The organism is Deltaproteobacteria bacterium, from assembly GCA_005879795.1.
Classification (GTDB): Bacteria; Desulfobacterota; Binatia; order DP-6; family DP-6; genus DP-6.
In genome coordinates this window covers 78,022-101,075 of record VBKJ01000131.1, presented here as the reverse complement: position 1 = coordinate 101,075, position 23,054 = coordinate 78,022, and the positions used below count along the sequence as shown (strand labels likewise).

General features: G+C 73.4%; 21 protein-coding genes. 16 read left to right on the top strand and 5 right to left on the bottom strand.

Features of this window, described 5'->3' with window-relative positions:
- Positions 1-95 precede the first annotated feature (95 nt).
- Entirely contained in the window at positions 96-734 is a 639-nt protein-coding gene (locus E6J59_08770; protein ID TMB20511.1) for a methyltransferase domain-containing protein, read from the top strand.
- An 11-nt stretch (positions 735-745) separates the two neighbouring features.
- A complete protein-coding gene (locus tag E6J59_08765) occupies positions 746-1,465 on the top strand; it encodes a 3'-5' exonuclease (GenBank protein TMB20510.1) in 720 nt (239 codons plus the stop codon).
- A 126-nt stretch (positions 1,466-1,591) separates the two neighbouring features.
- Here E6J59_08765 and E6J59_08760 read toward each other — a convergent pair whose 3' ends face one another.
- Together E6J59_08760 and E6J59_08755 are read right to left on the bottom strand one after the other, a co-directional pair.
- Complete coding sequence (locus E6J59_08760; protein ID TMB20515.1) at positions 1,592-2,905, bottom strand: sigma-54-dependent Fis family transcriptional regulator; 1,314 nt, start codon at positions 2,903-2,905, stop codon at positions 1,592-1,594.
- A gap of 45 nt (positions 2,906-2,950) precedes the next feature.
- Positions 2,951-4,588: a PAS domain S-box protein gene (locus tag E6J59_08755; protein TMB20509.1), complete on the bottom strand. Its 1,638-nt coding sequence runs from the start codon at positions 4,586-4,588 to the stop codon at positions 2,951-2,953.
- Positions 4,589-4,743: 155 nt separating this feature from the next.
- Here E6J59_08755 and E6J59_08750 point away from each other — a divergent pair, with 155 nt between their 5' ends.
- From E6J59_08750 to E6J59_08740, 3 genes are read left to right on the top strand one after another with little or no spacing between them, the layout of a single operon-like run.
- Complete coding sequence (locus E6J59_08750) at positions 4,744-5,418, top strand: sigma-70 family RNA polymerase sigma factor (GenBank protein TMB20508.1); 675 nt, start codon at positions 4,744-4,746, stop codon at positions 5,416-5,418.
- Between the two features lie 13 nt (positions 5,419-5,431).
- Entirely contained in the window at positions 5,432-6,037 is a 606-nt protein-coding gene (locus tag E6J59_08745; protein TMB20507.1) for a hypothetical protein, read from the top strand.
- Entirely contained in the window at positions 6,034-6,387 is a 354-nt protein-coding gene (locus E6J59_08740; GenBank protein TMB20506.1) for a DUF3106 domain-containing protein, read from the top strand. The genes E6J59_08745 and E6J59_08740 overlap by 4 nt, the downstream gene beginning before the upstream one ends.
- 37 nt (positions 6,388-6,424) lie before the next feature.
- Here the strand turns inward: E6J59_08740 and E6J59_08735 are convergent, their stop codons facing one another.
- A complete protein-coding gene (locus E6J59_08735) occupies positions 6,425-6,793 on the bottom strand; it encodes a hypothetical protein (protein ID TMB20505.1) in 369 nt (122 codons plus the stop codon).
- Between the two features lie 102 nt (positions 6,794-6,895).
- On the opposite strand from E6J59_08735, the gene uvrB reads away from it, so the two are divergent.
- From uvrB to E6J59_08700, 7 genes are all read left to right on the top strand, one after another.
- Complete coding sequence (gene uvrB, locus E6J59_08730; protein TMB20504.1) at positions 6,896-8,917, top strand: excinuclease ABC subunit UvrB; 2,022 nt, start codon at positions 6,896-6,898, stop codon at positions 8,915-8,917.
- Positions 8,918-9,064: 147 nt separating this feature from the next.
- On the top strand, positions 9,065-9,676 hold the full coding sequence (locus tag E6J59_08725) for a hypothetical protein (protein ID TMB20503.1): 612 nt from the start codon (positions 9,065-9,067) through the stop codon (positions 9,674-9,676).
- A gap of 30 nt (positions 9,677-9,706) precedes the next feature.
- Complete coding sequence (gene uvrC, locus E6J59_08720) at positions 9,707-11,593, top strand: excinuclease ABC subunit UvrC (protein ID TMB20502.1); 1,887 nt, start codon at positions 9,707-9,709, stop codon at positions 11,591-11,593.
- A gap of 33 nt (positions 11,594-11,626) precedes the next feature.
- Positions 11,627-14,041 carry a DNA internalization-related competence protein ComEC/Rec2 gene (locus E6J59_08715; protein ID TMB20501.1) on the top strand — a complete coding sequence of 805 codons (2,415 nt, stop codon included), beginning with the start codon at positions 11,627-11,629 and terminating at the stop codon, positions 14,039-14,041.
- Between the two features lie 167 nt (positions 14,042-14,208).
- The gene (erpA, locus tag E6J59_08710) at positions 14,209-14,568 is read left to right on the top strand and encodes an iron-sulfur cluster insertion protein ErpA (protein TMB20500.1); all 360 of its coding nucleotides are present in this window, start codon (positions 14,209-14,211) and stop codon (positions 14,566-14,568) included.
- The gene (locus E6J59_08705; protein TMB20499.1) at positions 14,459-15,274 is read left to right on the top strand and encodes an HAD family hydrolase; all 816 of its coding nucleotides are present in this window, start codon (positions 14,459-14,461) and stop codon (positions 15,272-15,274) included. Before erpA ends, E6J59_08705 begins: the two co-directional genes overlap by 110 nt.
- A 116-nt stretch (positions 15,275-15,390) precedes the next feature.
- Positions 15,391-16,686, top strand: a complete 1,296-nt coding sequence (locus E6J59_08700; protein ID TMB20498.1) for a DUF445 domain-containing protein — start codon at positions 15,391-15,393, stop codon at positions 16,684-16,686.
- 116 nt (positions 16,687-16,802) lie between these two features.
- On the opposite strand, the gene glgA is transcribed toward E6J59_08700, so the two are convergent.
- Both glgA and lon read right to left on the bottom strand, forming a co-directional pair.
- Positions 16,803-18,260 (bottom strand): glycogen synthase GlgA, encoded by a 1,458-nt coding sequence (gene glgA / locus E6J59_08695; protein TMB20497.1) that lies wholly within the window; start codon positions 18,258-18,260, stop codon positions 16,803-16,805.
- Positions 18,261-18,281: 21 nt separating this feature from the next.
- A complete protein-coding gene (lon, locus tag E6J59_08690; GenBank protein ID TMB20496.1) occupies positions 18,282-20,717 on the bottom strand; it encodes an endopeptidase La in 2,436 nt (811 codons plus the stop codon).
- On the opposite strand from lon, the gene E6J59_08685 reads away from it, so the two are divergent.
- Genes E6J59_08685 through E6J59_08670 form a run of 4 tightly spaced genes read left to right on the top strand, consistent with a single transcriptional unit; the run spans position 20,548 to position 23,016 of the window.
- Positions 20,548-21,336 carry a DUF2203 family protein gene (locus E6J59_08685; protein TMB20495.1) on the top strand — a complete coding sequence of 263 codons (789 nt, stop codon included), beginning with the start codon at positions 20,548-20,550 and terminating at the stop codon, positions 21,334-21,336. The genes lon and E6J59_08685 overlap by 170 nt on opposite strands.
- A complete protein-coding gene (locus E6J59_08680) occupies positions 21,333-21,794 on the top strand; it encodes a DUF4149 domain-containing protein (protein TMB20494.1) in 462 nt (153 codons plus the stop codon). Before E6J59_08685 ends, E6J59_08680 begins: the two co-directional genes overlap by 4 nt.
- Positions 21,794-22,537 (top strand): HAD family hydrolase, encoded by a 744-nt coding sequence (locus E6J59_08675; GenBank protein TMB20493.1) that lies wholly within the window; start codon positions 21,794-21,796, stop codon positions 22,535-22,537. Before E6J59_08680 ends, E6J59_08675 begins: the two co-directional genes overlap by 1 nt.
- Positions 22,534-23,016 carry a TIGR00725 family protein gene (locus tag E6J59_08670; GenBank protein TMB20492.1) on the top strand — a complete coding sequence of 161 codons (483 nt, stop codon included), beginning with the start codon at positions 22,534-22,536 and terminating at the stop codon, positions 23,014-23,016. Before E6J59_08675 ends, E6J59_08670 begins: the two co-directional genes overlap by 4 nt.
- Positions 23,017-23,054 lie beyond the last annotated feature (38 nt).

The window sequence follows — 23,054 nt, the reverse complement described above, 5'->3', positions numbered from 1 at the left end:
TCTGGCGCACCATCTCTTCCATCGGATTCCTCCGTGAGGCGAAGCGGCCGGCGCTCTCGATAGCACCCCCGCGGGGGAGGTGACAATAGAGCGCGATGCGGATCGGTGACTTCGACGCCGTGCTGGAGCGCGTGTCCGTGGGCGACGCCTCCGTCGCGCTCTGGCGGGTCGCCGCGCTCGAGCGTCACCTCGACCGGGCGGCGCTGCTCGCCGCCGACGCGCCGGAGCCGCCGTACTGGGCGCACCTGTGGAGCGGGGCGGTCATCCTCGCCGGCGCGATGCCGCGCGGCGCGGGCACCGTCCTCGAGCTGGGCTGTGGCCTCGGGCTACCCGGCCTGACGGCCGCGTGCCGCGGCGCGCGGGTCACGTTCGTCGACCGCGAGCGGGTGGCCCTCGCCTTCGTGCGCGCGAGCGCGGCGGCGAACGGGCTCGGCGCCGTCGACCTGGTGGCGGCCGACGCGGCCCGGCCCGCGCTCGCGGCCCGCTTCGACCTGGTGCTCGCCGCCGAGCTCGTCTATGACCGGGCCGCCTTCCCGGCGCTCGCCCGCGCGCTCGCGGGCCATCTCGTCCCCGGCGGCCGCGCGCTGCTCGCCGATGCGGGGCGCATCGACACCCGCGCCTTCTACGCCGAGCTGGACGCGGCCGGCCTCGCGTGGCGGGCGCGCGACGTGACCGTGCGCGAGGAGGGCCTGCCCCTCACCATCAAGCTGGTCGAGATCGCGCACCGCTGCTAGAGTGCGCCGCCGTGCACTTCGCGATCTTCGACGTCGAGACCCGCATCGACAAGGCGCTGGTGAAGGCGGTCCTGCACCGCCACGAGGAGATCGGCGAGGAGGAGGCCTACGAGCGCACACGCGCGCAGATGGCCGCGCGCAGCCGCACCGGATCGGACTTCTTCCCCGTCGCCTTCCACGTGCCCGTGTCGATCGTGATCGGCGACGTTAACGACGAGCGCGTGCTGACCGCCGTGCAGGTCCTCGGCGCCGACGGCTACAGCGAGGCCGCGATCGTGCGCGCGTTCTGGGAGCGGCTCGAGCGCTTCCGGGGGACGCTCGTCACCTTCAACGGGCGGAACTTCGATCTGCCCGTGATGGAGCTGGCGGCGCTCCGCCACGGCTGCATCATCCCGCGCTACTTCAAGGGTGGCTTCCGCTACCGCTACTCCGACGTGGACCACTACGACCTCTACGACTTCGTCACCAACTTCGGCGCCTTCAGCGTGCGCGGGGGGTTCCACCTGCTGGCGCAGCTGGTCGGCCTCCCGGGCAAGGGCGCCGTGGACGGCGCCGGCGTGCAGGCGCTCTGGGAGAGCGGGCGCCTCGCCGACATCCACGCCTACTGCCGGCGCGACGTGATCCAGACCTACTTCCTCTTCCTGCGCCTCGAGCTGATGCGCGGGCGGATCACGGCCGAGCAGCACGCCGCCGCGGTCGCCGCGAGCGAGCCGTTCCGGGCGGAGGTTTAGCCAACTCATCTGGGGGCCCGTGCACTGCTCGGGCGCTTCGCGCCCTGCGCGCTTCCGACGCCCCCAGTTCAACTCCCGCGCGGCTCCCGCCGTGCGCAGCTCGAGCGCTCTCGCGCTCGGCCTCCGTTACCCCAGCCCATACTTCTCGATCTTGCGGTACAGGCGCTGGCGGTCGATGCCGAGGAGGCGCGCGGCCTCGTTCTTGTTGCCGCCGCTCCTGCGCAGCGCGGCGGCGACGAGCCGGCGCTCGGCCTCCTCGAGCGTCGGCACGTCGCTCAGGTCGAGGGCGGGGGCGTCGGGGGAGGGAAGCCCGCGCACGGCGGCGGGCAGGTCGTCGAGCGTGATCGTGTCGGCGGCCGAGAGCGCGAAGGCGCGCTCGATCGCGTTCTGCAGCTCGCGCACGTTGCCCGGCCAGGCATAGACCTTGAGGCGCTCCATCGCCTCCGCGGCGAGGCGCTTGGGCGCCACCTGGTACGCGCGGCTGAAGCGCTGGAGGAGGTGCTCGGCGAGGAGCGGGATGTCCTCGGGCCGGTCGCGCAGCGGCGGCAGTGCCACGTGCACCACGTTGAGACGGTAGTAGAGGTCCTGGCGGAAGCGGCCGGCCCGCACCTCGCCCTCGAGGTCGCGGTTGGTGGCGGCGATGAGGCGCACGTCGACCGGCACCGGCAGGCTCGCGCCCAGGGGTGTCACCTCTCGTTGCTCCACGGCGCGGAGGAACTTCGCCTGGAGAGAGAGCGGGATCTCCGCCACCTCATCGAGGAAGAGAGTGCCGCCCTCGGCGGCGCGGAAGACGCCGTCGTGGTCGTGGACCGCCCCGGTGAAGGCGCCGCGCCTGTGGCCGAAGAGCTGGCTGTCGAGGAGGGTCTCGGAGAGCCCTGCGCAGTTGATGGCGACGAAGGGATGGCCGGCCAGCGGGCCGCGCTCGTGGATGGTGCGCGCGACCAGCTCCTTCCCCGTGCCGCTCTCGCCGCTCACCAGGACCGTGCTCTTGTTCTCGGCGACGGAGTTGATGACGCGGTAGATCTCCTTCATCGGCGCGCTCTCGCCGGTCAGCTCGCCGAAGCCGTGCAGCCGCCCGATCTCGCGGCGGAGGCGCGCGTTCTCGCGCCGGAGCGCGTCGAGCTTGAGGACCCGCTCGATGGTGAGCAGGATCTCCTGCGGGCGCGCGTCCTTGATCAGGTAGTCCGCCGCGCCGAGCTTCATGGCCTCGACCGCGCTCTCGATCGTGCCGTAGCCGGTGAGCACGACCACCGCGGGCGGGAGGCCGCGCTCGTGCATGGCGTGGAGGAGGGCCATGCCGTCCATGACCGGCATCTTGAGGTCGGTGAGCACGACGTCGAAGCTCGCCTCGCCCAGGCGGGCGAGCGCCGCCTCCCCATGCGGCGCGTGCTCCACCGCGTGGCCCGCGCGCTCGAGGTTCTTGGCTAGCGTGCGCGCCATGTTGACCTCGTCCTCGACGAGGAGGATGCGCGCGCGCACCGCGGCTCAGCCCTCGGGGCGGTCGGGGAGCACCTCGGCGTGGCACTGGCAGGGCAGGTCGATGGTGAAGGTCGTGCCCACGCCGACCGCGCTCGCCACGCGGATCTCGCCCTGGTAGCGGCGCAGGATCGAGTGCACGACCGAGAGCCCGAGGCCCGTGCCCTGCCCGGGCGCCTTGGTCGTGTAGAAGGGGTTGAAGATGTCCTGCAGGTGCTCGGCCGGGATGCCGACCCCGGTGTCGCGCACCTCGACGCGGATCAGGTTCGGGCCCACCGCGGCGGTGCGGAGCGTCAGGTCGCCCCCCTCGGGCATCGCCTGCACGGCGTTGGTGATCAGGTTGAGCGCGATCTGGCGCATGGCATTCGGGTTGGCGAGGCAGGGCGGGATGGGCCCGAACTCCGTCGTCACGCGCACGCCGTTGTCCTGGAGGTACTTCTGCATCAGCTGGAGGGTGCGCGCGAGGAGGTCGTTCACGTCCAGCCGCTCGAGCTCGACGCCCGACTCACGCGAGAACTCGAGCAGGTTCTTGATGATCGCCTGCGCGCGAACGATCTCCTCCTCTGCGATGCGCAGGTCCTCGGCCACCTCGGCGTTCCTGCCGTCGACCAGCTGGTGGAGGTCGTAGAGCGCGTTCATCACGATGGCGAGCGGGTTGCGCAGCTCGTGCGCGAGACCGGCTGCGAGCTGGCCGATGGCCGCCATCTTCTCGGACTGGATGAGCTGGCTCTCCAGGCGCTTGCGGTCCGAGATGTCTACGCAGATGAGCTGCACCCAGCGGCGCGGGCCGTACTCGATGTAGCCGGCGTTGGCGAACACGGGAACCAGCTCGCCGCGCCGGGTGAGGAGGTGGAGGTCGTCGCGGCTCGCGTGCCCGCGCTCGAGCGCGGTCCGCCACAGGGTGGACGCGCGCCCCCGCTCGCCCGGCGGGTGCAGGTCCTGGAAGGGCCGCCCGCGCAGCTCCTCGCGCCCGTAGCCGAGCAGGCGCTCGGCCACGTGGTTGATGTCGAAGAGCGTGCCGGCGGCGGCGTCGACCATCAGGATGCAGGCCGGGGCGCCGTCGATGGCGCGCCGATAGCTCGCCTCCTGCTCGAGCAGCTCCTCGCGGTAGGCGGCCTCCTGGCGACGCAGCTCGTCCTCGCGTGCCTGGACGAAGAAGTCGGTGATGTGCAGCACGCGCTCCTGGAACTCCTGCACGAGGAGCTGGCGGAGCTGGTCCGCCTGGGCGGGATCGTCGGCGAACTCGCGCTTGATGTCCTCGGCGAGGAGCTGCGTCAGGCGGATCTGTGCCGCCAGGAAGCGGGAGGCGGGGAAGCGCGAGATGAACCCCTGGCGGGTGTGGCGCGAGAGCATCACGTAGGTCTCGAGGTCCGCGGGGTGTGCGATGTGCCGCGCCCAGCGGCCGACGGCCGCGCTCTGGTCGTCGCGGATGCGCGGCCAGTCCGCCTCCGGGATGCCCAGGGCAGGGCCGATGGCCCGCAGCCACGACTCCAGGACCGCCGGGGTGCGCCTCTGCATGAAGTCTGCGAGGGTCTGCCTGAGATCGGTGCGCTCGGGAGGAATCTGGCGCAGGCCCGCGTCCCGCAGGTAGCCGGTGATGCGCTCGAGATGGCGGACGAGCGCGGGCTCGAGCGGGAAGCGGCTCACGCTCTCGCGGTTAGCAGCTTCCCGGACCCCATGGAAGCCGCCGGCCGGGCCCGGGCGGGCGCAACCTGGCGGCGGGTCCTGTGTTTGCCGGCCGCGTGTCGGCGTGCGTCCTCGTCTGGGAAGGCCCGGTCCCTTCGCGTAGAATCCTGCCGCGCATGGCGCCTGCCAGCGTGGGTGAGCCGGGGCGTCCCGGAGAGCCGATCGTGCCGGGCGAGGGCGCCCGAGCGGCCGCCCCGACGGTTGCGGCCGGGGCCGCGGCCGACCCCGACGTGGCCCTGATGCTCCGCCTCCAGGCGGGGGACCAGGCGGCCTTCCAGGATCTCTTCCAGAAGTTCAGCCCGCGCGTTCTCCAGTACGCGCGCCGGCTGGTCGGCAGTGAGGCCCGGGCCGAGGAGGTGACCCAGGACGTCTTCGTGCAGGTCTTCCGCTTCCGGCAGCGCTACCGCCCCGAGAGTCGCTTCTCGACCTGGCTGTTCACCATCGCGACCAACCTCTGCCTGAACGAGATCCGGCGCCCCGAGCGTCGCCTGCGGGTGGACCTCTGGCAGCGACGGGGCGAGGACGAGGATCGCCGCGAGGGCCCGCAGCTCCCCGACCCCGCGGCGGCGACGCCCGAGGAGGGCGCGTCGAGCCGCGAGCTGGCGCGCCAGCTGGAAGCCGCGGTCGAGGAGCTGCCTCCGAAGCAGCGGGCGGCGCTGCTCCTCTCGCGGGTCGACGGCCTCGCCTACCGCGACGTGGCCGAGGCGCTCGGCTGCACGGAGGGCGCGGTGAAGGCGCTCCTCTTCCGCGCCACCCAGTCGCTCAAGAGGACGCTGCGGGAGTACCTCTAGGAGGAACGTGATCATGCGATGTCAGCGCGCGCAGAAGTTGATGACGGCCGCCGTGGACGGTGAGCTCTCGCCGCGGCGCCGCCGCGCGCTCGATGGGCACGTCGCGGTCTGCGCGGCGTGCCGCCGCGAGCTCGGGGTGACGGAGCGGATGCTCGCCGCGCTCGAGGGGCTGCCGACGGAGGCCCCCGTGTCCGCGAGCCTGGAGCAGGCCACGCTGCGCCGCGTCCGGCTGGCGGCAGCGGGCGAGGTGGAGCGTGCGCCCGCCAGCCGCTGGAAGCTCTGGCTCCCGGTGCCCGTGTTCGCCCTGGGGACGGCTGCGGTCCTGGCCCTCGCGATCGGCATCGTGCGGCGGACGGACCAGATGCCGGGCACGCTCCTGCTCCCGGCGCACCGGGCGGCCCAGGCCCCGCCGCGGCCGACGCGCGCGCCGAGCCGGATGGTGAAGGTCCCTCCGCCCGCCGAGCCGCCTGCCAAGCTGGCCGAGGCGCCGGATCTCTTCATGGACCTCCCCATCATCCGCAACCTGGACAAGCTCACGCACTTCGAGGCCATCCAGACGACCACGCTCGACGACGAGTCCGCCACCCCCGACGGGCAGGAGCCGCCCTCGAACGGATGAGGCGCGCGGCCGCCATCGCCGGCCTCGTGCTCGCGCTCGGCGCGCCGGGCGCGCAGGCCCAGGACTGGCACCAGCCCTGGCGGATGGCGCAGGCCCAGGAGCGGCACGGGCGGCCCTGGCAGTCGCTCACCCCGGAGGAGCAGTGGCGCGCGTGGGAGAACTACCAGCGCTACCAGCAGCTCCCCGAGCAGCGCCAGCGCATGCTCCAGAAGCGCTGGGAGCAGTTCCGCGCCATGCCGCCGCAGGAACGGCAGCGCCTGCGCCAGAACTGGCAGACCTACCGCGACTTCCCCCCGGGCCAGCGGCGGCAGTTCATCGACAAGTACGACCGCTGGAAGGGCCGCAAGTGACGGGGTCGGGGGGCCCGAGCCGCCCCGGCGTGCCGCGCTACTCCAGCACGACCAGCTCCCCGCCCACGTGCGCCGGATGGAGCTGGCAGATGAAGGGGAAGACCCCCGCCTTGTTGGCGACGAACTCGACCGTCTTCGCCTCGCCGCGGTTCACGACCTCGGCGACGTTGTAGTCCGGGATCGCGAAGCCGTGCTGGCTCGGCTCGGACTTCACGTTGTTGATCAGCTTCAGCGTGACCTTGGTCCCCTTCTTCACGACGATCGTCCCGGGCACCCAGATCTTCGTGCCCTCGTACTCGAGGTTGACGACGGTGAAGGTCATGGTGCCGGGCTCCCCGGCCGGCGCCCGGCTGGCCAGCGCGACCAGGCAGGCGAGTCCGGCGAGCGTTCCCACTAGCGTCCGCATGCGTGCCCTCCTCGGTTGGGGTTGTGGTGCCTCTTGCAACCACACCGCCGCCCGCAGTGCAACGTTGAGTCGCCGCCGCGCGCTGCTATGATCGGCCGCCGCATGCGCCGCGAGGGCACGTTCGGGCTGCGCGCCGACTTCGTTCCCCAGGGCGATCAGCCGCCGGCGATCGCCGCCTTGACCGAGGGCGTGCGGCAGGGCGTGCCCCACCAGGTCCTCCTCGGCGTCACGGGGAGCGGCAAGACCTTCACCGTCTCGCACGTGATCGCGAACGTGAACAAGCCAACGCTCGTGATCGCGCCCAACAAGACGCTGGCGGCGCAGCTCTACCACGAGTTCCGCACGCTCTTCCCCGACAACGCCGTGCGCTACTTCGTGAGCTACTACGACTACTACCAGCCCGAGGCCTACGTCCCCTCGACCGACACCTACATCGAGAAGGACGCCTCCATCAACGACGAGATCGACAAGATGCGCCACGCCGCCACCAAGGCGCTCCTCGAGCGCAACGACGTGGTCGTGGTGGCGAGCGTGTCCTGCATCTACGGCCTGGGCTCGCCGGCGAGCTACTTCGACATGCTCGTCTTCCTGGACCGCGAGACCCGGGTCGAGCGCGACACGATGCTGCGCAAGCTGGTCGACATGCAGTACCAGCGCAACGACTACGACTTCCACCGCGGCACCTTCCGGGTGCGGGGCGACGTGGTGGAGATCTTCCCGGCCTACGAGGAGGCCCGGGCGATCCGCGTCGAGCTCTTCGGCGACACGGTGGAGACCCTCTCGGAGGTCGATCCCCTCCGCGGCACCGTTCTGCGCAGGCTCGAGCGCGTGGCGATCTACCCCGCGAGCCACTACGTGGCGGGCGAGGAGGTCATGAAGCGCGCCGTCGAGACGATCCGGGCCGAGCTGGCCGAGCGGCTCGCGGTGCTCAAGCGCGAGCACAAGCTGCTCGAGGCGCAGCGCCTCGAGCAGCGCACGCGCTACGACCTCGAGCTCCTCGCCGAGATGGGCTTCTGCCCCGGCATCGAGAACTACTCGCGGCACCTCGACGGCCGCGCCCCGGGGCAGCCGCCCTACACGCTCCTCGACTACTTTCCCGAGGACTACCTCCTCGTCATCGACGAGAGCCACGTGACCGTGCCGCAGATCGGCGGCATGTACAGAGGAGACCGCTCCCGAAAGGAAACGCTGGTCGAGTTCGGCTTCCGCCTCCCGTCCGCGCTCGACAACCGCCCGCTCAACTTCGAGGAGTTCACGCGCCACGTCCGGCAGAGGATCTACGTCTCGGCCACGCCCGGCGAGTGGGAGATCCGCCAGGCCCGCGGCCGGGTCGTGGAGCAGCTCATCCGCCCGACGGGGCTCACCGACCCCGCGGTGGTCGTCCGCCCGGCGCGCCACCAGGTGGACGACCTGCTCGAGGAAATCCGCAAGCGGGTCGCCGCCCAGGAGCGCGTCCTCGTCACCACCCTCACCAAGAAAATGGCCGAGGACCTGACCGACTACCTGCAGGAGGTCGGCATCCGCGTGCGCTACATCCACTCCGACATCGAGACGATCGAGCGCGTCGACATCATCCGCGACCTCCGGCGCGGCGAGTTCGACGTGCTGGTCGGCATCAACCTGCTGCGCGAGGGCCTCGACCTGCCCGAGGTGTCGCTGGTTGCCATCCTCGACGCCGACAAGGAAGGCTACCTCCGCTCCGAGCGCTCGCTCATCCAGACGATCGGCCGCGCGGCGCGCAACGTGAACGGCACGGTGTTCATGTACGCCGACGCCGTCACCGACTCGATGCGGAAGGCGATCGACGAGACCACCCGTCGCCGCGCCGTGCAGCAGGAGTACAACCACATCCACGGCATCACCCCGCAGACCATCCAGAAGGCCATCGCCGAGCCGCTGGCCGCGGTGTGCGAGGCGGACTACCTGACCGTGCCGGTCGCCGAGGAGGAGGACGCGCTCGCGGCGCTGGCCCCGGCCGAGCTCGCGAAGCGCGTGACCGCGCTGCGCAAGGAGATGCGCGACGCCGCGAAGCAGCTCGAGTTCGAGCGCGCGGCGGAGATCCGCGACCGCATCAAGACGCTCGAGGCGCGGGCGCTGGGGGTGGCGTCGGCCGACGCGGGGTAGCGCGGCGTGCGCGTTTCAGCCGGGGTGGAACGCGCCGCTGCGGCGCAACGCCGCGCAGGCGGCGCGGGGACGCACTTCGCTGGCACGCTCCTCGCTTGCGAGGTCCTCGTCTTGCCCCCTCGGATACGCCGTGCCACCATCCCCGCCATGGCCTCGGAGCCGTCCTCCGAGACGATCCCCGTCCCCGCCTCGGTCCGCTTCCCGGTCGAGCTCGAGCCGCCCGAGGGCTTCTGCCCGGAAGAGCCGGCGTCGTGGCCGCGTATCGAGGGGCGCCTCGAGTGGGTGGGCGGGAGGCTCCTCTACATGCCCCCCTGCGGCGGCATCCAGCAGGGCGTGAGCGTCAGCGTGGTCGGCATCCTCGACCGCTGGCAGGAAGAGCATCCCGACTTCTTCGTGGGCGGCAACGAGGCCGGCATGATCCTGGGCGCGGACGTCCGCGGCGCCGAGGGCGCGGTGTGGCCGCGGGAGGCCGTCCTCCCGCTGACCGGACGTTACATCCGAGTCCCGCCGATCCTCGCCGTCGAGGTCGGCGGGCGCGAGGAGGGCGAGCCCGAGCTGCGCGCGAAGGCCAAGTGGTACCTCGGCCATGGCGTCGCCGTCGTGTGGCTCGTGCTGCCGAAGACCCGCGACGTGCTCGTGGTCACCGCCGGCGGCGAGACGCATCACGCCGTCGGCGATCGCCTGCCGCCACATCCCGCGCTGCCCGGGCTCGAGCCGCTCGTCGAGCGCTTCTTCCGCCAGCTGCCGCCCGCATCGTGAGCGCCCCGCCCGGCGCCTCGCTATAATCCCGTGCTCGTGAGCCCCGAAGAGGAGATCGCGCCGCCAGCGGCGGACTGCGCGCCCCGGCCGCTCGAGGAGAAGCTCGCCGCGGTGCCGCCGCGGCCGGGCGTCTACCTCCTCAAGGACAAGCACGGCAAGATCATCTACGTCGGCAAGGCGGCGAGCCTCCGTGCGCGCGTGCGCACCTATCTCCGCGGCGGCGACGAGCGCAGCCAGGTGCGCTTCCTGGTCGAGCGCCTCGCGGACTTCGAGACCATCGTCACCGCCAACGACAAGGAAGCGCTCATCCTCGAGAACAACCTCATCAAGCAGTACCGGCCGCGCTACAACATCCGGCTGAAGGACGACAAGAGCTACGTGAGCGTCAAGGTCACGGTCGGGGACCCGTGGCCGCGCGTGCTGGTGACGCGCCGGATCGTCAAGGACGGGAGTCGCTACTTCGGCCCCTTCGCGAGCGCGTCCGCGGTGCGCGACACGCTCGACACGATCCGCAAGGTGTTCCCGCTCCGCACGTGCAGCGACCCCGTGTTCCGCAACCGCAGCCGCCCCTGCATCGAGTACGACATCAAGCGCTGCCTCGGCCCCTGCGTGCTGCCGGTCGACCGCGGCGCGTACGAGGAGCACCTCCGGCAGGTGATGCTCCTCCTCGAGGGGCGCAACCACGAGGTGGTCGCGGGATTGCGCCACCGGATGGCCGCCGCTGCGGAGGCCGAGCGCTTCGAGGAGGCGGCCCGCCTGCGCGACCAGATCCAGGCGATCGAGAAGACGCAGGAGCGCCAGCAGGTGGTCGAGCACTGGGGCGCCAACCAGGACGTCTTCGGCCTCTACCGCGAGGGTGGCGCGATCGAGGTCCAGGTCCTCTTCGTGCGCAGCGGCAAGCTGGTCTCCAACCGCAGCTACAGCTTCAACGACTGGGAGTTCCCCGACGCGGAGGTCCTGGAGGCCGTCCTCACGCAGTTCTACCAGGCGACCAACCACGACGTGCCGGACGAGATCCTCCTCCCGGTCGCGATCTCCGACGCCGAGGTGCGCGCCGAGTACCTGAGCGAGCGGCGCGGGAAGAAGGTCGCGATCCTGGTCCCCCGGCGCGGCGACAAGCTCCGCCTGGTCGAGATGGCGGGCGAGAACGCGCGCCAGAGCTTCGCCGAGCGGCGCGACGTGAGCAGAGAGGGCGAGCGCATGGCGGCCGAGCTGCAGGCGCGCCTGCGTCTCGCCAACGCGCCCAAGCGCATCGAGTGCCTCGACATCGCCACCTTCCAGGGGGGCGAGACCGCGGGCGCCATCGTCGCCTTCGACGAGGGGGCGCCGCACAAGGACGGCTACCGCCGCTACCGCATCCGCACCGTCGAGGGCACGGACGACTTCGCGGCGGTGGCCGAGGTGCTGCGCCGGCGCTTCCGCGAGGCGCGCGAGCGCGGCGGGCTGCCGGACCTGCTCGTGATCGACGGCGGCCTCGGCCAGCTCGGGGTCGCGCGTGCGGTGCTCGCCGAGCTCGGCCTGACGGACCTCGAGGTCGTCGGCCTCGCCAAGGAGCGCGTCGAGCGCGACCCGACGGCGAGCGAGATCCGCCGCCGGCCCGAGCGGGTCTTCCTGCCGGGCCGGAAGAATCCCGTGGTGCTCAAACCCAACTCGAGCGCGCTCTTCCTCCTCCAGCGCGTGCGCGACGAGGCGCACCGCTTCGTGAACCTCTATCACCGAAAGCTCCGGGCCCGCGCCCGGCTCTGCTCGCGGCTCGACGCGATCGCGGGCATCGGTCCGCGGCGGCGGCGGGCCCTGCTCCGGCGCTTCGGGAGCCTCCGCCGCATCGGCGAGGCGAGCGCGGAGGAGCTGGCGGCAGTCCCCGGCATCACGCTCACGCTCGCGGCACAGATCAAGGAGGAGCTCGCCCGGACCTGAGCGGCCGTCGTCGTCCCGCCCCGGAGGAGACGCGTGGTGGAGGTGCGGGCCGGGCTCGGGGTGGTGACGGTCGGGGTGCTCGCGGGCGAGATCGGCGCGGCGGCGTGGGCGCCGCCGCCGGCGGTGCTGCTCGGGGCGCCCGCCCTGCCGCTCGTCCTCTGGATCGCGACGGGCAGGCGCTGGCGCAGCCTCGCGTGGGCAACCGTGGGCGTGGCCGCGCTCGCGCTCGGAGCTGGCCGCATGCACCCCGTCACGTCGCCCTTCCTGCAGGCGGCCGACGTGGCCCGCCTGCGGCTCCCGCTTGCGACCGTGCTCGAGGGCCGCATCGTGGCGGCACCCGAGCGGCACCCGGGCCGCGCGGTGCTCGTGGTCGAAGCCGAGGCGGTGGGCCGCGGGGCGGCGCGGCGCCGGGTGTGCGGCCTCGTGCGGCTCGCCGTCCGCCACCCGGCGCGCCGCTGGCGCTACGGCGAGCGGCTGCGGGTGGAGACGACGCTCCGCGCGCCGCACAACTTCGAGAACCCGGGCCGCTTCGACAACGTCGGGTACCTCGCCCGGCGGGGCGTGCGTGTGACCGCGTCGGCGTGGAGGGGCGGCGAGGTCGAGCGGCTGCCGGGGCGCACCCGCAGCCTCCGGGCGCGCCTCGAGCGATGGCGCGACCGCCTCGCGGCGGCGATGGCCGCGGCCGTGCCGCCCCCCGAGGGCGCGGTGCTGCGCGCCCTCATCGTGGGCGACGAGGAGGGTATCGACGCGGACCTGCGCGAGGCGTTCACGCGCGCCGGCGTGGTGCACGTGCTCTCCATCTCGGGCCTGCACGTCGGCCTGGTCGCGGTGGCCGGCTTCGCGCTCGCGCGCTGGCTCCTCGCGCGGAGCGAGCGGCTGCTGCTCGCCGCGGACGTCGAGCGGCTCGCCTCGGCGCTGAGCCTCGGGCCGGTGGCCCTCTACACGGCGCTCGCGGGCCTCGGGGTCGCGACGCTGCGCTCGGCGATCATGGTCACGGCCGCGGTCCTGGCGGGGCTCCTCGGCCGCCGGGCGGACGTGCTCCGCACCCTCGCGCTCGCGGCGCTCGTGCTGGCGCTCGCCTGGCCGGGAACGCCGCTCGAGATCGGCTTTCAGCTCTCCTTCGTGTCCGTCGGGGCGATCGTGTATGGAATGCGGCGGCTCGCGCCCGGCGCGCCGGTGGGGTCGTGGCGCGCGCGCCTCGGCGCGGCCGCGCTCGTCTCCCCCTGCGCGCTCCTCGGGACGGCCCCGCTGACCGCCTTCCACTTCCACCAGGTGTCACTGGTGGGCCTGGTGGCGAACCCGCTCACCATCCCGATCTTCGGCTCCGCGGTCGTGGTCATCGGGCTGGTCGGTGCGGTCGCGGAGCCCGTGCTGCCCGGCGCCGCCGCGGTGCTCTTTCGGCTCGCGGGCCTCGTGCTGCGTCCCGGCATCGCGCTCGTCCGCGCGCTGGCGCGGCCGGCGTGGGCGGCCGTCGACGTGCCGATCCCGAGCCTGCTCGAGCTGGCGCTCGTCTACGGGCTCCTCGCCGGGCTCCTCGCGCTGCCGCGACGCGGGGCGCGGGTCCTCGCCGTCCTGGCGCTCGCTGGTCTCGCTGCGGACGCGACGTGGTGGACGCGCGAGCGGTGCTGCGCCGAGCGCCTGCGCGTCACCTTCCTCGACGTGGGGCAGGGGGACGCTGCGGTCCTCGAGCTCCCCGGGGGCCGCGTGCTGGTGGTCGACGCGGGCGGCTTCCCGGGCGGGGACTTCGACACCGGCGCGGCGGTGGTGGGGCCCTTCCTCTGGTCGCGCAAGATCCTGCGCGTCGACGCGCTCGCAATGACTCACGCGCACCCCGACCACTCGGGCGGCCTGCCGTACCTGCTCGCGCACTTCCGTCCGCGCGAGTTCTGGTGGACCGGCGTCCCCGGCGAGGGGGTAGAGTGGGAGCGCCTCGCGGCCGCGCTCGCGGCGAGCGGGACCCGGGTCCGCGTCCTCGCCGCGGGCGCATCGCTCCCCGCGCTCGGCGACGCGACCGAGGTTCTGCACCCGCCCGCCGACGGCGGCTACGCCTCGCTCAACGACTCATCCCTCACGCTCAGCGTGCGCGCGGGCGCGACCGTCGTCCTCCTGACCGGCGACATCGAGGCGCGCGCCGAGGAGCGGCTCCTCCTCGCCCCGGCGCGCCTGCCGGCGGCGGTGCTCAAGGTCCCGCACCACGGCAGCCGCACCTCGAGCACGCCGCGCTTCGTCGACGCCGTGGCGCCGCGCGTGGCGGTCATCTCCGTGGGCGCCGACAATCGCTACCGCCTCCCGTCCGCCGAGGTGGAGGCGCGCTACCGGGCGCGCGGTGCATGCACGCTCCGCACCGACCACTGCGGGGCGATCACGGTTGCGGCCGATGGCGCCCGGCTCGAGGTGCGGACGACGCGGTCGGGCTGCGCCTGCCCGACGGCCACGCCGCGCTGGTGAGGCCGTGCCGGAGCGCATCTCGAGCCCCAGCCGATCGCGCACGCTGCTCACCCCGCCGTCGGGCCCGAGCTGCGAGTCCTCGACCAGGGCGCTCTTGCCGCGGGTCGCCCCACACCTGCCCGGCGCACCGCGTTGACTTTGCGGGACCCCGTCCCTATCGTACGTGCATGATCGAGGAGGCAAGCACGCCCACCCTCACCCCGCTCGCCCTCACGCCCCGGGCGGTCGAGATGGTGAAGCAGGTGCGGGCGAAGGAGGGGTTCTCGGAGGCCCACGCGCTGCGGGTCTCGGTCGTCGGGGGCGGGTGCTCGGGGTTCAGCTACCAGCTCGACTTCGATGAGCACGTGCGCGAGGAGGACCGGGTGCTCGAGTACGACGGGGTGCGGGTCCTGGTCGACCCGACCAGCGCCGAGTACCTTGCCGGCACCGAGATCGACTTCGTGTCGAGCCTCCACGGCGGCGGGTTCAGGTTCTCGAACCCGAAGGCCACCCACACCTGCGGCTGCGGTTCGTCCTTCGCGGTGTAGTGTCCGGGACACCGGGAGCGGGCGGGCCGTGAGCCCGCGTGCCGCCCTCGTGTACGAGCACGTCGCCTTCGACCTCGACGGCACGCTGATCGACTCGCGCGCCGACCTGACCGCGGCCGTGAACCACGTGCTCCGGCGCCTCGGCCTCGCGGAGCTGCCGCCCGCCATCCTCTACCGCTACGTGGGCGACGGTGCGCGCGTGCTGGTCGAGCGCGCGCTCGGCTCCGACCACCAGGACCGGCTCGCGGCCGGGGTCGAGGCGTTCATGGCCTACTACGGCGCGCACCTCCTCGACGCCACGCGGCCGTACCCCGGCGTTGAGGAGGCCCTCGCCGCCCTCGCCGCGCGCGGGGTCGCGTGCTCGGTGCTCACCAACAAGCCCGAGGCGATGAGCCGCGCGATCCTGGAGGGGCTCGGGCTCACCGCGCGCTTCGTCGCGGTCCTGGGCGGCGACTCGCTCCCCGTGCGCAAGCCCGATCCCGCCGGCCTCGAGCGGCTCCGCGCGCTCACCGCGACGGCGCGCGAGCGGATGCTGCTGGTGGGGGACTCGGGCATCGACGTGCGCACCGCGCGCGCGGGCGGCGTCGCGTTCTGCGGTGTGGCGTGGGGGCTGGCGCCCGAGGCGCTCGAGGCGGCGCAGCCCGAGCGGATCATCACGCACCCGCGCGAGCTCGTCGCGGTGGTCGAAGGCGGCGAGTTCCGATGAGCGATCCCGTGCCATTCGCGCGCGGCGGCGCCTGCCCGCCCCCGGTCGGGGGAACGAGGTCCGGCCGCTCGTTCGCCGCAGCCGCCATGATGACCCGGACGGCCTCCTAGGCAGCCGTGCCCGCCGCAGCCCGGAGCGCACCCCCGCGCCGCAACCGCGTGGGCTCCGTGTCCCTTGCGATGGCCGCGGGCGGCGCGGCTGCGTGCCACCTCGGCTTGCGGGGCGGGCCCTTCGCCGGCTCGACCTGGCTCCGGGTCGTCGCGGCGGGTTTCGAGGCGGCGACGGTCGGCGGGTTCGCGGACTGGTTCGCCGTGACCGCCCTCTTTCGCCATCCCCTCGGGCTCCCGATCCCGCACACGGCGATCATTCCCGCCCGGCGGGCGAAGATCATCGAGGGCATCGTCACCATGGTCGAGGAGGACTGGCTCTCGCCGGATGCGATCAGCGCGCGGCTGGCGCGCCTCGCGCCCGGCGCCCTCGTCGTCGAGTGGCTCCGCGACCCCGCGCACGTCGAGCGCGTGTCCGCCCCGGTGCGCGACGTGCTGCGCGGCCTCGCGCCCACGCTCACCGGGGCGGAGGCGGTCGGCTTCGTCGAGCGTGCCCTCCAGCGCCAGCTCCGAGAGCTGCCCGTCGATGTCGGCACGGGCGCCTGGCTCCGCCGCGCCGTCACGAGCGACGGCGCCGGAAAGGCCTTCGAGACGGTCGCCCTGTCGCTCGCCAACCTCGCCGAGCGCCCGCGCACCGCGACCCAGCTCCACTGGTGGCTCGACCGGTCGGCGCGTACGCTGCGCGCGGGTGGCCAGCGGCTCATCCCGTTCGTCCTGCGCCGCCGCTTCGTGCAGCGGCGACTCGTCGAGGCCGCCTGTGGATACGCCGCGGCCGAGCTGCGGGCGGCAGCGGGCGACCCGCAGCACCCGCTCCGCGGAGCGGCGCAGGGCGCCCTGCTCCGCCTTGCGGAGCGGCTCGCCGAGGGGGACCCCAAGGCGCTCGCCGACGCCGAGCGGCTGCGGACGGCGCTCCTCGAGAGCCTCGAGGCGGGTCCGCTGGTGTGCGACGTGCTCGCGCGGCTCCGTGCCCAGCTCGAGCAGGACCTCGCCGACCCGCACGGCGCGCTCGCGGCCCTCATCGATCGCTGGCTTCGCTCAGCCGCCGTCGAGCGGCTCGGCGACCCCGAGCGGCGCGCCGCCTTCGACCGGTGGGTGCGCGCGACGGCAGACGACCTGCTCCGTCGCTACCACCACGAGATCGGGCGCACCGTGCGAGAGAACCTGGAAGCGCTCGAGACGGGCAGGCTGGTGGCGCAGATCGAGGAGCGCGTCGGCGCCGACCTCCAGTTCATCCGCCTGAACGGGGCCGTGGTGGGCGGCCTGGTCGGCGTGGTCCTCGCGCTCGCGCACTGGCTCGCCGGCTGAGGGGCCTGCTGCCGGCCCCCCGGCCGGGCCCCTCCGCCGCAGGAGCGTGACGCGAGGCTGCCGTGCGCGGAGGCGGGGGCGCCACGGGAATCGGGCGGGCCCCCCGGATCGCCGGGTCACGCGCCGGCGCCGCCGCCGACCAGCGTCTCGTAGACCGCCCGATACTCGGCCGCCGCCCGGCTCCACGAGAAGTCCTGCGCCATGCCGTTGGCGATCAGGCGGGCCCAGAGGGCGGAGTCGCGGCGGGTGCGGAGTGCGCGCTCGAGGGCGGCCAGGAAGGCCGCGGGCGTGTAGGGGGTGAACTTGAAGCCCGTGCCGGCGCCGGTCGCGGGATCGAACTCCGCCACGCTGTCGTCGAGGCCGCCGGTCGCGTGCACGATGGGGACGGTCCCGTAGCGCAGGCTGTAGAGCTGGTTCAGGCCGCAGGGCTCGAAGCGCGACGGCATCAGGAAGACGTCCGCCCCCGCCTCGATGCGGTGCGCGAGCCCCTCGTCGAAGCCGATGCGCACCCCGACACGTCCCGGGAAGCGAGCCGCCAGCCCGCGGACCGAGTGCTCGTAGCGCTCGTCGCCGCTGCCGAGCACCGCGAGCTGCGCGTCCAGGGGCTCGAGGGCCCCGGGCAGGGTCGCGGCGAGCAGGTCGAGGCCCTTCTGCTCGGCCAGGCGGGAGACGACACCCAGCAGCGGCGGGTCGTCCCGGACGGCGAGCCCGAGCTCGGCCTGGAGCGCCTGTTTGCAGCGGGCCTTGCCGGCCAGGTCGTGCGCATCGTAGCGCGCCGGGAGGTGGGGATCGGTGGCGGGGTTCCAGACGCCGTCGTCGATCCCGTTCAGGATGCCGCGGAGCGCCGCGCGGCGGGCTCGCAGCACGCCGTCGAGGCCCTCGCCGAACGCGGGCGTCTGGATCTCGGCCGCGTAGCGCGGGCTCACCGTGGTGAGCGCGTCGGCGAGGACGATGCCGGCCTTCAGGTAGTTGATCTCTCCGTGGAACTCGAGGAACTCCGGCACGAAGTAGCGGGCGTCGAGGTTCAGGAGGTGCCACTGGTCGGCCGGGAAGCGGCCCTGGTAGGCGAGGTTGTGGAGGGTGAGGACGGTGCGCACGCGCGCGAGCTCCGGGTAGAGCTCGGCGGTGCCGCGCAGGAAGGCGGGCGCGAGCGCGCTCTGCCACTCGTGGACGTGCAGCACGTCGGGCGGCTCGGCCGCGGCGCGCAGCCACTCGAGCGCGGCGCGGCAGAAGAAGGCGAAGCGCTCGGCGTTGTCGGGCCAGTCGCGCCCGCCCTCGCCGTAGAGGCCGTCGCGGTCGAAGTAGCGGTCGGCGCGCAGGAGCACGGTCGGCACGGGCGCGCCGGGTACGCGCACGACGTCGGCCGGCTCCATGCGGCTCCCGACCGGCGCGTGCAGGCGCATGCCGGGCGGGGGCCCGCCGGCCGCGCGAAGCGCCGTGCGGTATCCCGGGGCGCACACCGTCACCTCGACGCCAGCTCCGGCGAGCGCCCGGGGCAGCGCGGCCAGCACGTCGGCGAGGCCTCCCGTCTTGGCGTACGGGTAGACCTCGGACGCGAGCATCACGACGCGCATCGGTCCGTCGGGCGGCGGCCCTCAGGCCGTGGCGGCGCGCTGCTCGCGCTCGCCCTGCGCCGGCTCGAGCGCGTGGTCGAGCACTTCCTCCACCCTGTCGACGAAGACGAAGCGCATGGCGCGCCGCACCGGCTCGGGCACGTCCTCCAGATCCTTCTCGTTGCGCCGCGGGAGGATGACGGTCTCGATGCCGGCGCGCTTGGCGGCCAGCACCTTCTCCTTGACGCCGCCCACCGGCTCGACCTTGCCGCGCAGCGTGATCTCGCCCGTCATGGCCACGTTTGGGCGTACGTGCCGACCCGTCAGGAGCGAGGCGAGCGAGGTGACGATGGTGACGCCGGCCGACGGCCCGTCCTTCGGGATGGCGCCGTGCGGGACGTGGATGTGGATGTCGGTGTTCTCGAAGAAGTCGGGCGCGATGCCGAGGCGGTTCGCGCGCGCGCGCACGTAGCTGAGTGCCGCCTGCGCCGACTCCTTCATGACCTCGCCGAGGTGGCCGGTGAGCGTCAGGTTCTTCCTGCCCGACATGCGGGTCGATTCGATGAAGAGGATGTCGCCGCCGTTCGGCGTCCAGGCGAGGCCGACCGCCACGCCGGGCTCCTCGGTGCGCTCGGCGACCTCGGAGAAGAACTTGTCGGGGCCGAGGTACTCGCGCACCTTCTCGGCGGTGCACACGACCGGCTCGGTGCGCCCTTCGGTGATGCCGCGCGCGACCTTCCGGCACACGCGCCCGATCTCGCGCTCGAGGTTGCGCAGCCCCGCCTCGCGCGTGTGGGCGCGGATGATGTGCACCAGGGCGTCGTCGCCAAAACGGAGGTTCTCCTCCCGGAGACCGTTCTCCGCGAGCTGCTTCGGGATCAGGTGCCGGCGCGCGATCTCGAGCTTCTCCTCCTCGGTGTAGCCGGCCAGCTCGATCACCTCCATGCGATCGCGGAGCGCGGGCGGGATCGGGTCGAGCACGTTGGCGGTGGTGACGAACATGACCCGCTGCAGGTCGAAGGGGACGTCGAGGTAATGGTCCTGGAAGGTGTTGTTCTGCTCGGGATCGAGCACCTCGAGCAGCGCCGAGGCGGGGTCGCCGCGGAAGTCCATGCCGAGCTTGTCGATCTCGTCGAGCATGAAGAGGGGGTTGTTGGAGCCCGCGTTCTTTATGTTCTGGATGACGCGGCCGGGGAGCGCGCCGACGTACGTCCGGCGGTGGCCGCGGATCTCCGCCTCGTCGCGGATGCCGCCCAGCGACAGGCGCACGAACTTGCGGCCCATGGCGCGCGCGATCGATCTGCCGAGCGAGGTCTTGCCCACGCCGGGCGGGCCGACGAAGCAGAGGATGGGGCTCTTCGGGTCTTTGCGCAGCTGGCGCACGGCCAGGTACTCGAGGATGCGGTCCTTGATCTTCTCGAGGTCGAAGTGGTCCTCGTCGAGGACCTGGCGCGCGTGGCGGAGGTCCAGGTTGTCCTCGGTCGAGACCGACCAGGGCAGCGACACCAGCCACTCGAGGTAGGTGCGCACCACCGAGTGTTCGGCCGACTCGGGCGGGATCATGCGCAGCCGCTCGAGCTCGTGCTCGGCGGCCTTGAGCGCCTCGGGCGGCATCCTCGCCTCCTCGACGCGCCGGCGCAGCTCCTCGACCTCGGCCGTCTTGCCGTCACCCTCGCCGAGTTCCTTCTGGATCGCCTTCATCTGCTGGCGGAGGTAGAACTCCTTCTGGTTCTTGTTGAGCTCGGACTGGACCTGCGACTGGATCTTGTGCCCCAGCTCGAGCAGCTCGATCTCGCGGTTCAGGATGGTGGAGAGTTTCTCGAGCCGCGCCCGCACGTCGAGCGTGGAGAGCAGGTCCTGCTTCTCCTCGAGCGAGATGTTCAGGTTGGAGGCGATCAGGTCGGTCACCTTGCCCGGGTCCTTGATGTTCATCACCACCACCTGCAGCTCGTCGGGCAGGTAGGGGATCATGGAGACGAACTTGGCGAACTGGTTCACCATGTGGGCCTGGACGGCATCCAGGTCCTTGGAGGGCTCGAAGCGGTCCTGCAGGTGGCGGACGCGGGCGCGGAAGTACGGCTCGCGCTGCGTGTAGGCGGCGATCTCGATGCGGCGGAGGCCCTGCACCAGGATGCGCACGCTCTGGTCGGGGTACTTGAGCATCTTGAGGATGCGGCCGGCGGTCCCGCGCGCGTAGAGGCCCTCGGGCGCGGGCGTCTCCTCCTCGGGGTTCTTCTGCTCCGCGAGGCCGAGCATGCGATCGGCGGCGAGGCAGTCCTCGACCAGCTTGAGCGAGGCGCCGCGCGAGATGAGCAGCGGCACGATGGCCGAGGGGAAGATCACCACCCCGCGCAGCGGCAGGATGGGCAGCTCGGCCGGCACCGTGACGCCGCTCGTGTCCTCGTCGAAGCCGAAGAAGCGCTGGCCCCCTTCGGGGTTCAAGCCCGGGGACTCGCGGCTCGGATCGTCCTCCGCCATGCCTAGACCTCCACCCCGATCTCGAGACGCGGGGCGACGCGCCCCGGCTCTTGGTAGACCACTCCCATGTACGCGCTCGTGCAAAACGCGGGTCGAATCTAACGCAGGGGGTCCGGACGCACAAGAGGATCCACGTGCACGGGAGGCACGCGCCGCCTCGACACTCCGGAGCGAAGCCGGTAGCATCGCCCTTCGCGTGAGAGCGACGAAGACGTTCCGCCTCGAGGAAGCGAACGCGATCGTGCCGCGTCTGCACATCCTGATGGAGCGCTTGCAGCGTGGCGCGCTCCAGCTGCACGAGGAGATGAACGGTCTCGCGCGCGAGACGGGCGTGACGCTCGCGGCGCTCGCGCCGGAGGAGCTCTTGCGGCGACGGCCTGCGGCGCGCGCCCTGGTGGAGGAGCTCGACGGGATCGTCGAGGAGATCGAGGCGAGCGGCGCGCACCTGAAGGACGTGCAGCTCGGCCTGGTCGACTTCCCCGCGGAGCTGGAGGGCGAGATCGTCTACCTCTGCTGGCAGTTCGGGGAGCCCGAGGTCGCCTTCTGGCACCGGATCGATGACGGCTTCGCGGGGCGGCAGCCGCTGCCCGGCCCGGCGCGTCCGCGCTACCTCCAGTGATCGGGCTGGTCCGCTTTCTCTACCTCCTCGCCCTGGCGCTCTGGGTGGGCGAGGTCGCGTGCTTCTCCTTCGTGGTGGCGCCCGCCGTCTTCGGCGTCCTCGGCGAGGCGCGAGCGGGCGACGTGGTCGGGGCCATCTTTCCCCGCTACTACGGGCTCGGCACGGCCGCGGGCGCGGGCGCGCTCGCCTGCGGCGTCGTGCTGGCGCGCCGGGCGACGGCCGGGGCCTGGTGGACGGGGGCCGTGGTCGCGCTGGCACTCGGGCTCGCGGCCACCCTGTGGGCGGGCCGGGTGGTGCACCCCCGCGCCCAGCGCCTGCGGGTCGCCCTCCACGCCCGCGGCGAGGCGCCCTCGGCCGACCCGGCGTTTCGGCGCGCGCACCGCGCCGCCGTCGCGCTGAACGGCGTCGCCCTGCTGGCCGGCCTGGTCGGGCTCTCCGCGGCCGCGCTCCGGCAGTGATGGCGGCGCCCTACCGCGGCGTCCTCTTCGACCTCTTCGGCACGCTCGTCACCGTCGATACCGGGCGGCTCCCCGAACTCGAGCTCGACGGCGTACGCCACCGCACCAAGATGGGCGCGCTCGCGCCGGCGCTCGCCGCGTGGGTGCCGGGCGTGTCGCTCGCGGATTTCGCGCGCGCGCTCCGCGCGGTGAGCGACGAGCTGGCGCGAGCGCGCGCCGTCGATCACACGGAGGTGCCCTCGCGCGAGCGCTTCCGGCGCGCGCTCGCGCGCGTCGGCTGCGCCGACGGCGTGCTGGCCGAGGCGGCCGCCGACCTCTCGCGCGCGCACATGGCGCTGGTCGCCGCCGCGACGGTGCTCCCGCCGGCGCACGGCGAGCTGCTCGCGGCGCTCCGCCCGCGCTACCGGCTCGGCGTGGTGACCAACTTCGACGACACCGCGACGGCCTACGACATCCTCCTACGGCACGGCATCGCGCCCTGGCTCGACACGGTGGTGATCTCGGAAGCCCTCGGGCTCCGCAAGCCGCATCCGGCCATGGCGCGCGCCGGGCTGCGCGGGCTCGGGCTCGGGGCGGGAGAGACTCTGCTGGTCGGCGACACGTGGGGCGAGGACGTCGCCGGCGCGCGCGCGGCCGGGCTCGACGCGGCGTGGATCGACGCCCACGGACACGGCGTTCCTGCCGGCGCCGCGCCGCCCCGCTACCTGCTGCGCGCGCTGCCGGAGCTGGCGGCGCTCCTGTGAGGGGCAGCCGTCGCCTCCAGATCGCCGTCGCGGGCGGCGGCGTGTGCGGCCCGCGCACCGCGGCGCTCGCGCGTGCGGTCGGGCGCGAGATCGCGCGCGCCGGCGCCGTCCTCGTCTGCGGCGGGCTGGGCGGCGTCATGGAGGCCGCGGCGCGCGGCGCGACGGAGGCGGGCGGCACGGTGATCGGCATCCTGCCCGGCTACGAGCACGGCGCCGGCAACCGCTACCTGACCGTCGCCCTGCCCACCGGCCTCGGACACGCGCGCAACGTGCTCGTCGCGGCCGCGGGCGATGCCCTCATCGCGCTCCCCGGCCAGCACGGCACGCTTGCCGAGGTCGCGCTGGCGCGCGTGCTGGGGCGGCCGGCGGTCGCGCTCGGGCGGTGCGACGTGCGCGGCGTCGTCGCCGCGCGCACGCCGGGCGAGGCCGTGCGGCGCGCGCTCGCGCTCGGGCGGCGGGCCAGGAGGCTGTCCGACTAGCCGATACCGCGGCGCTCGTGGGCGCGCGCTCGACGGGG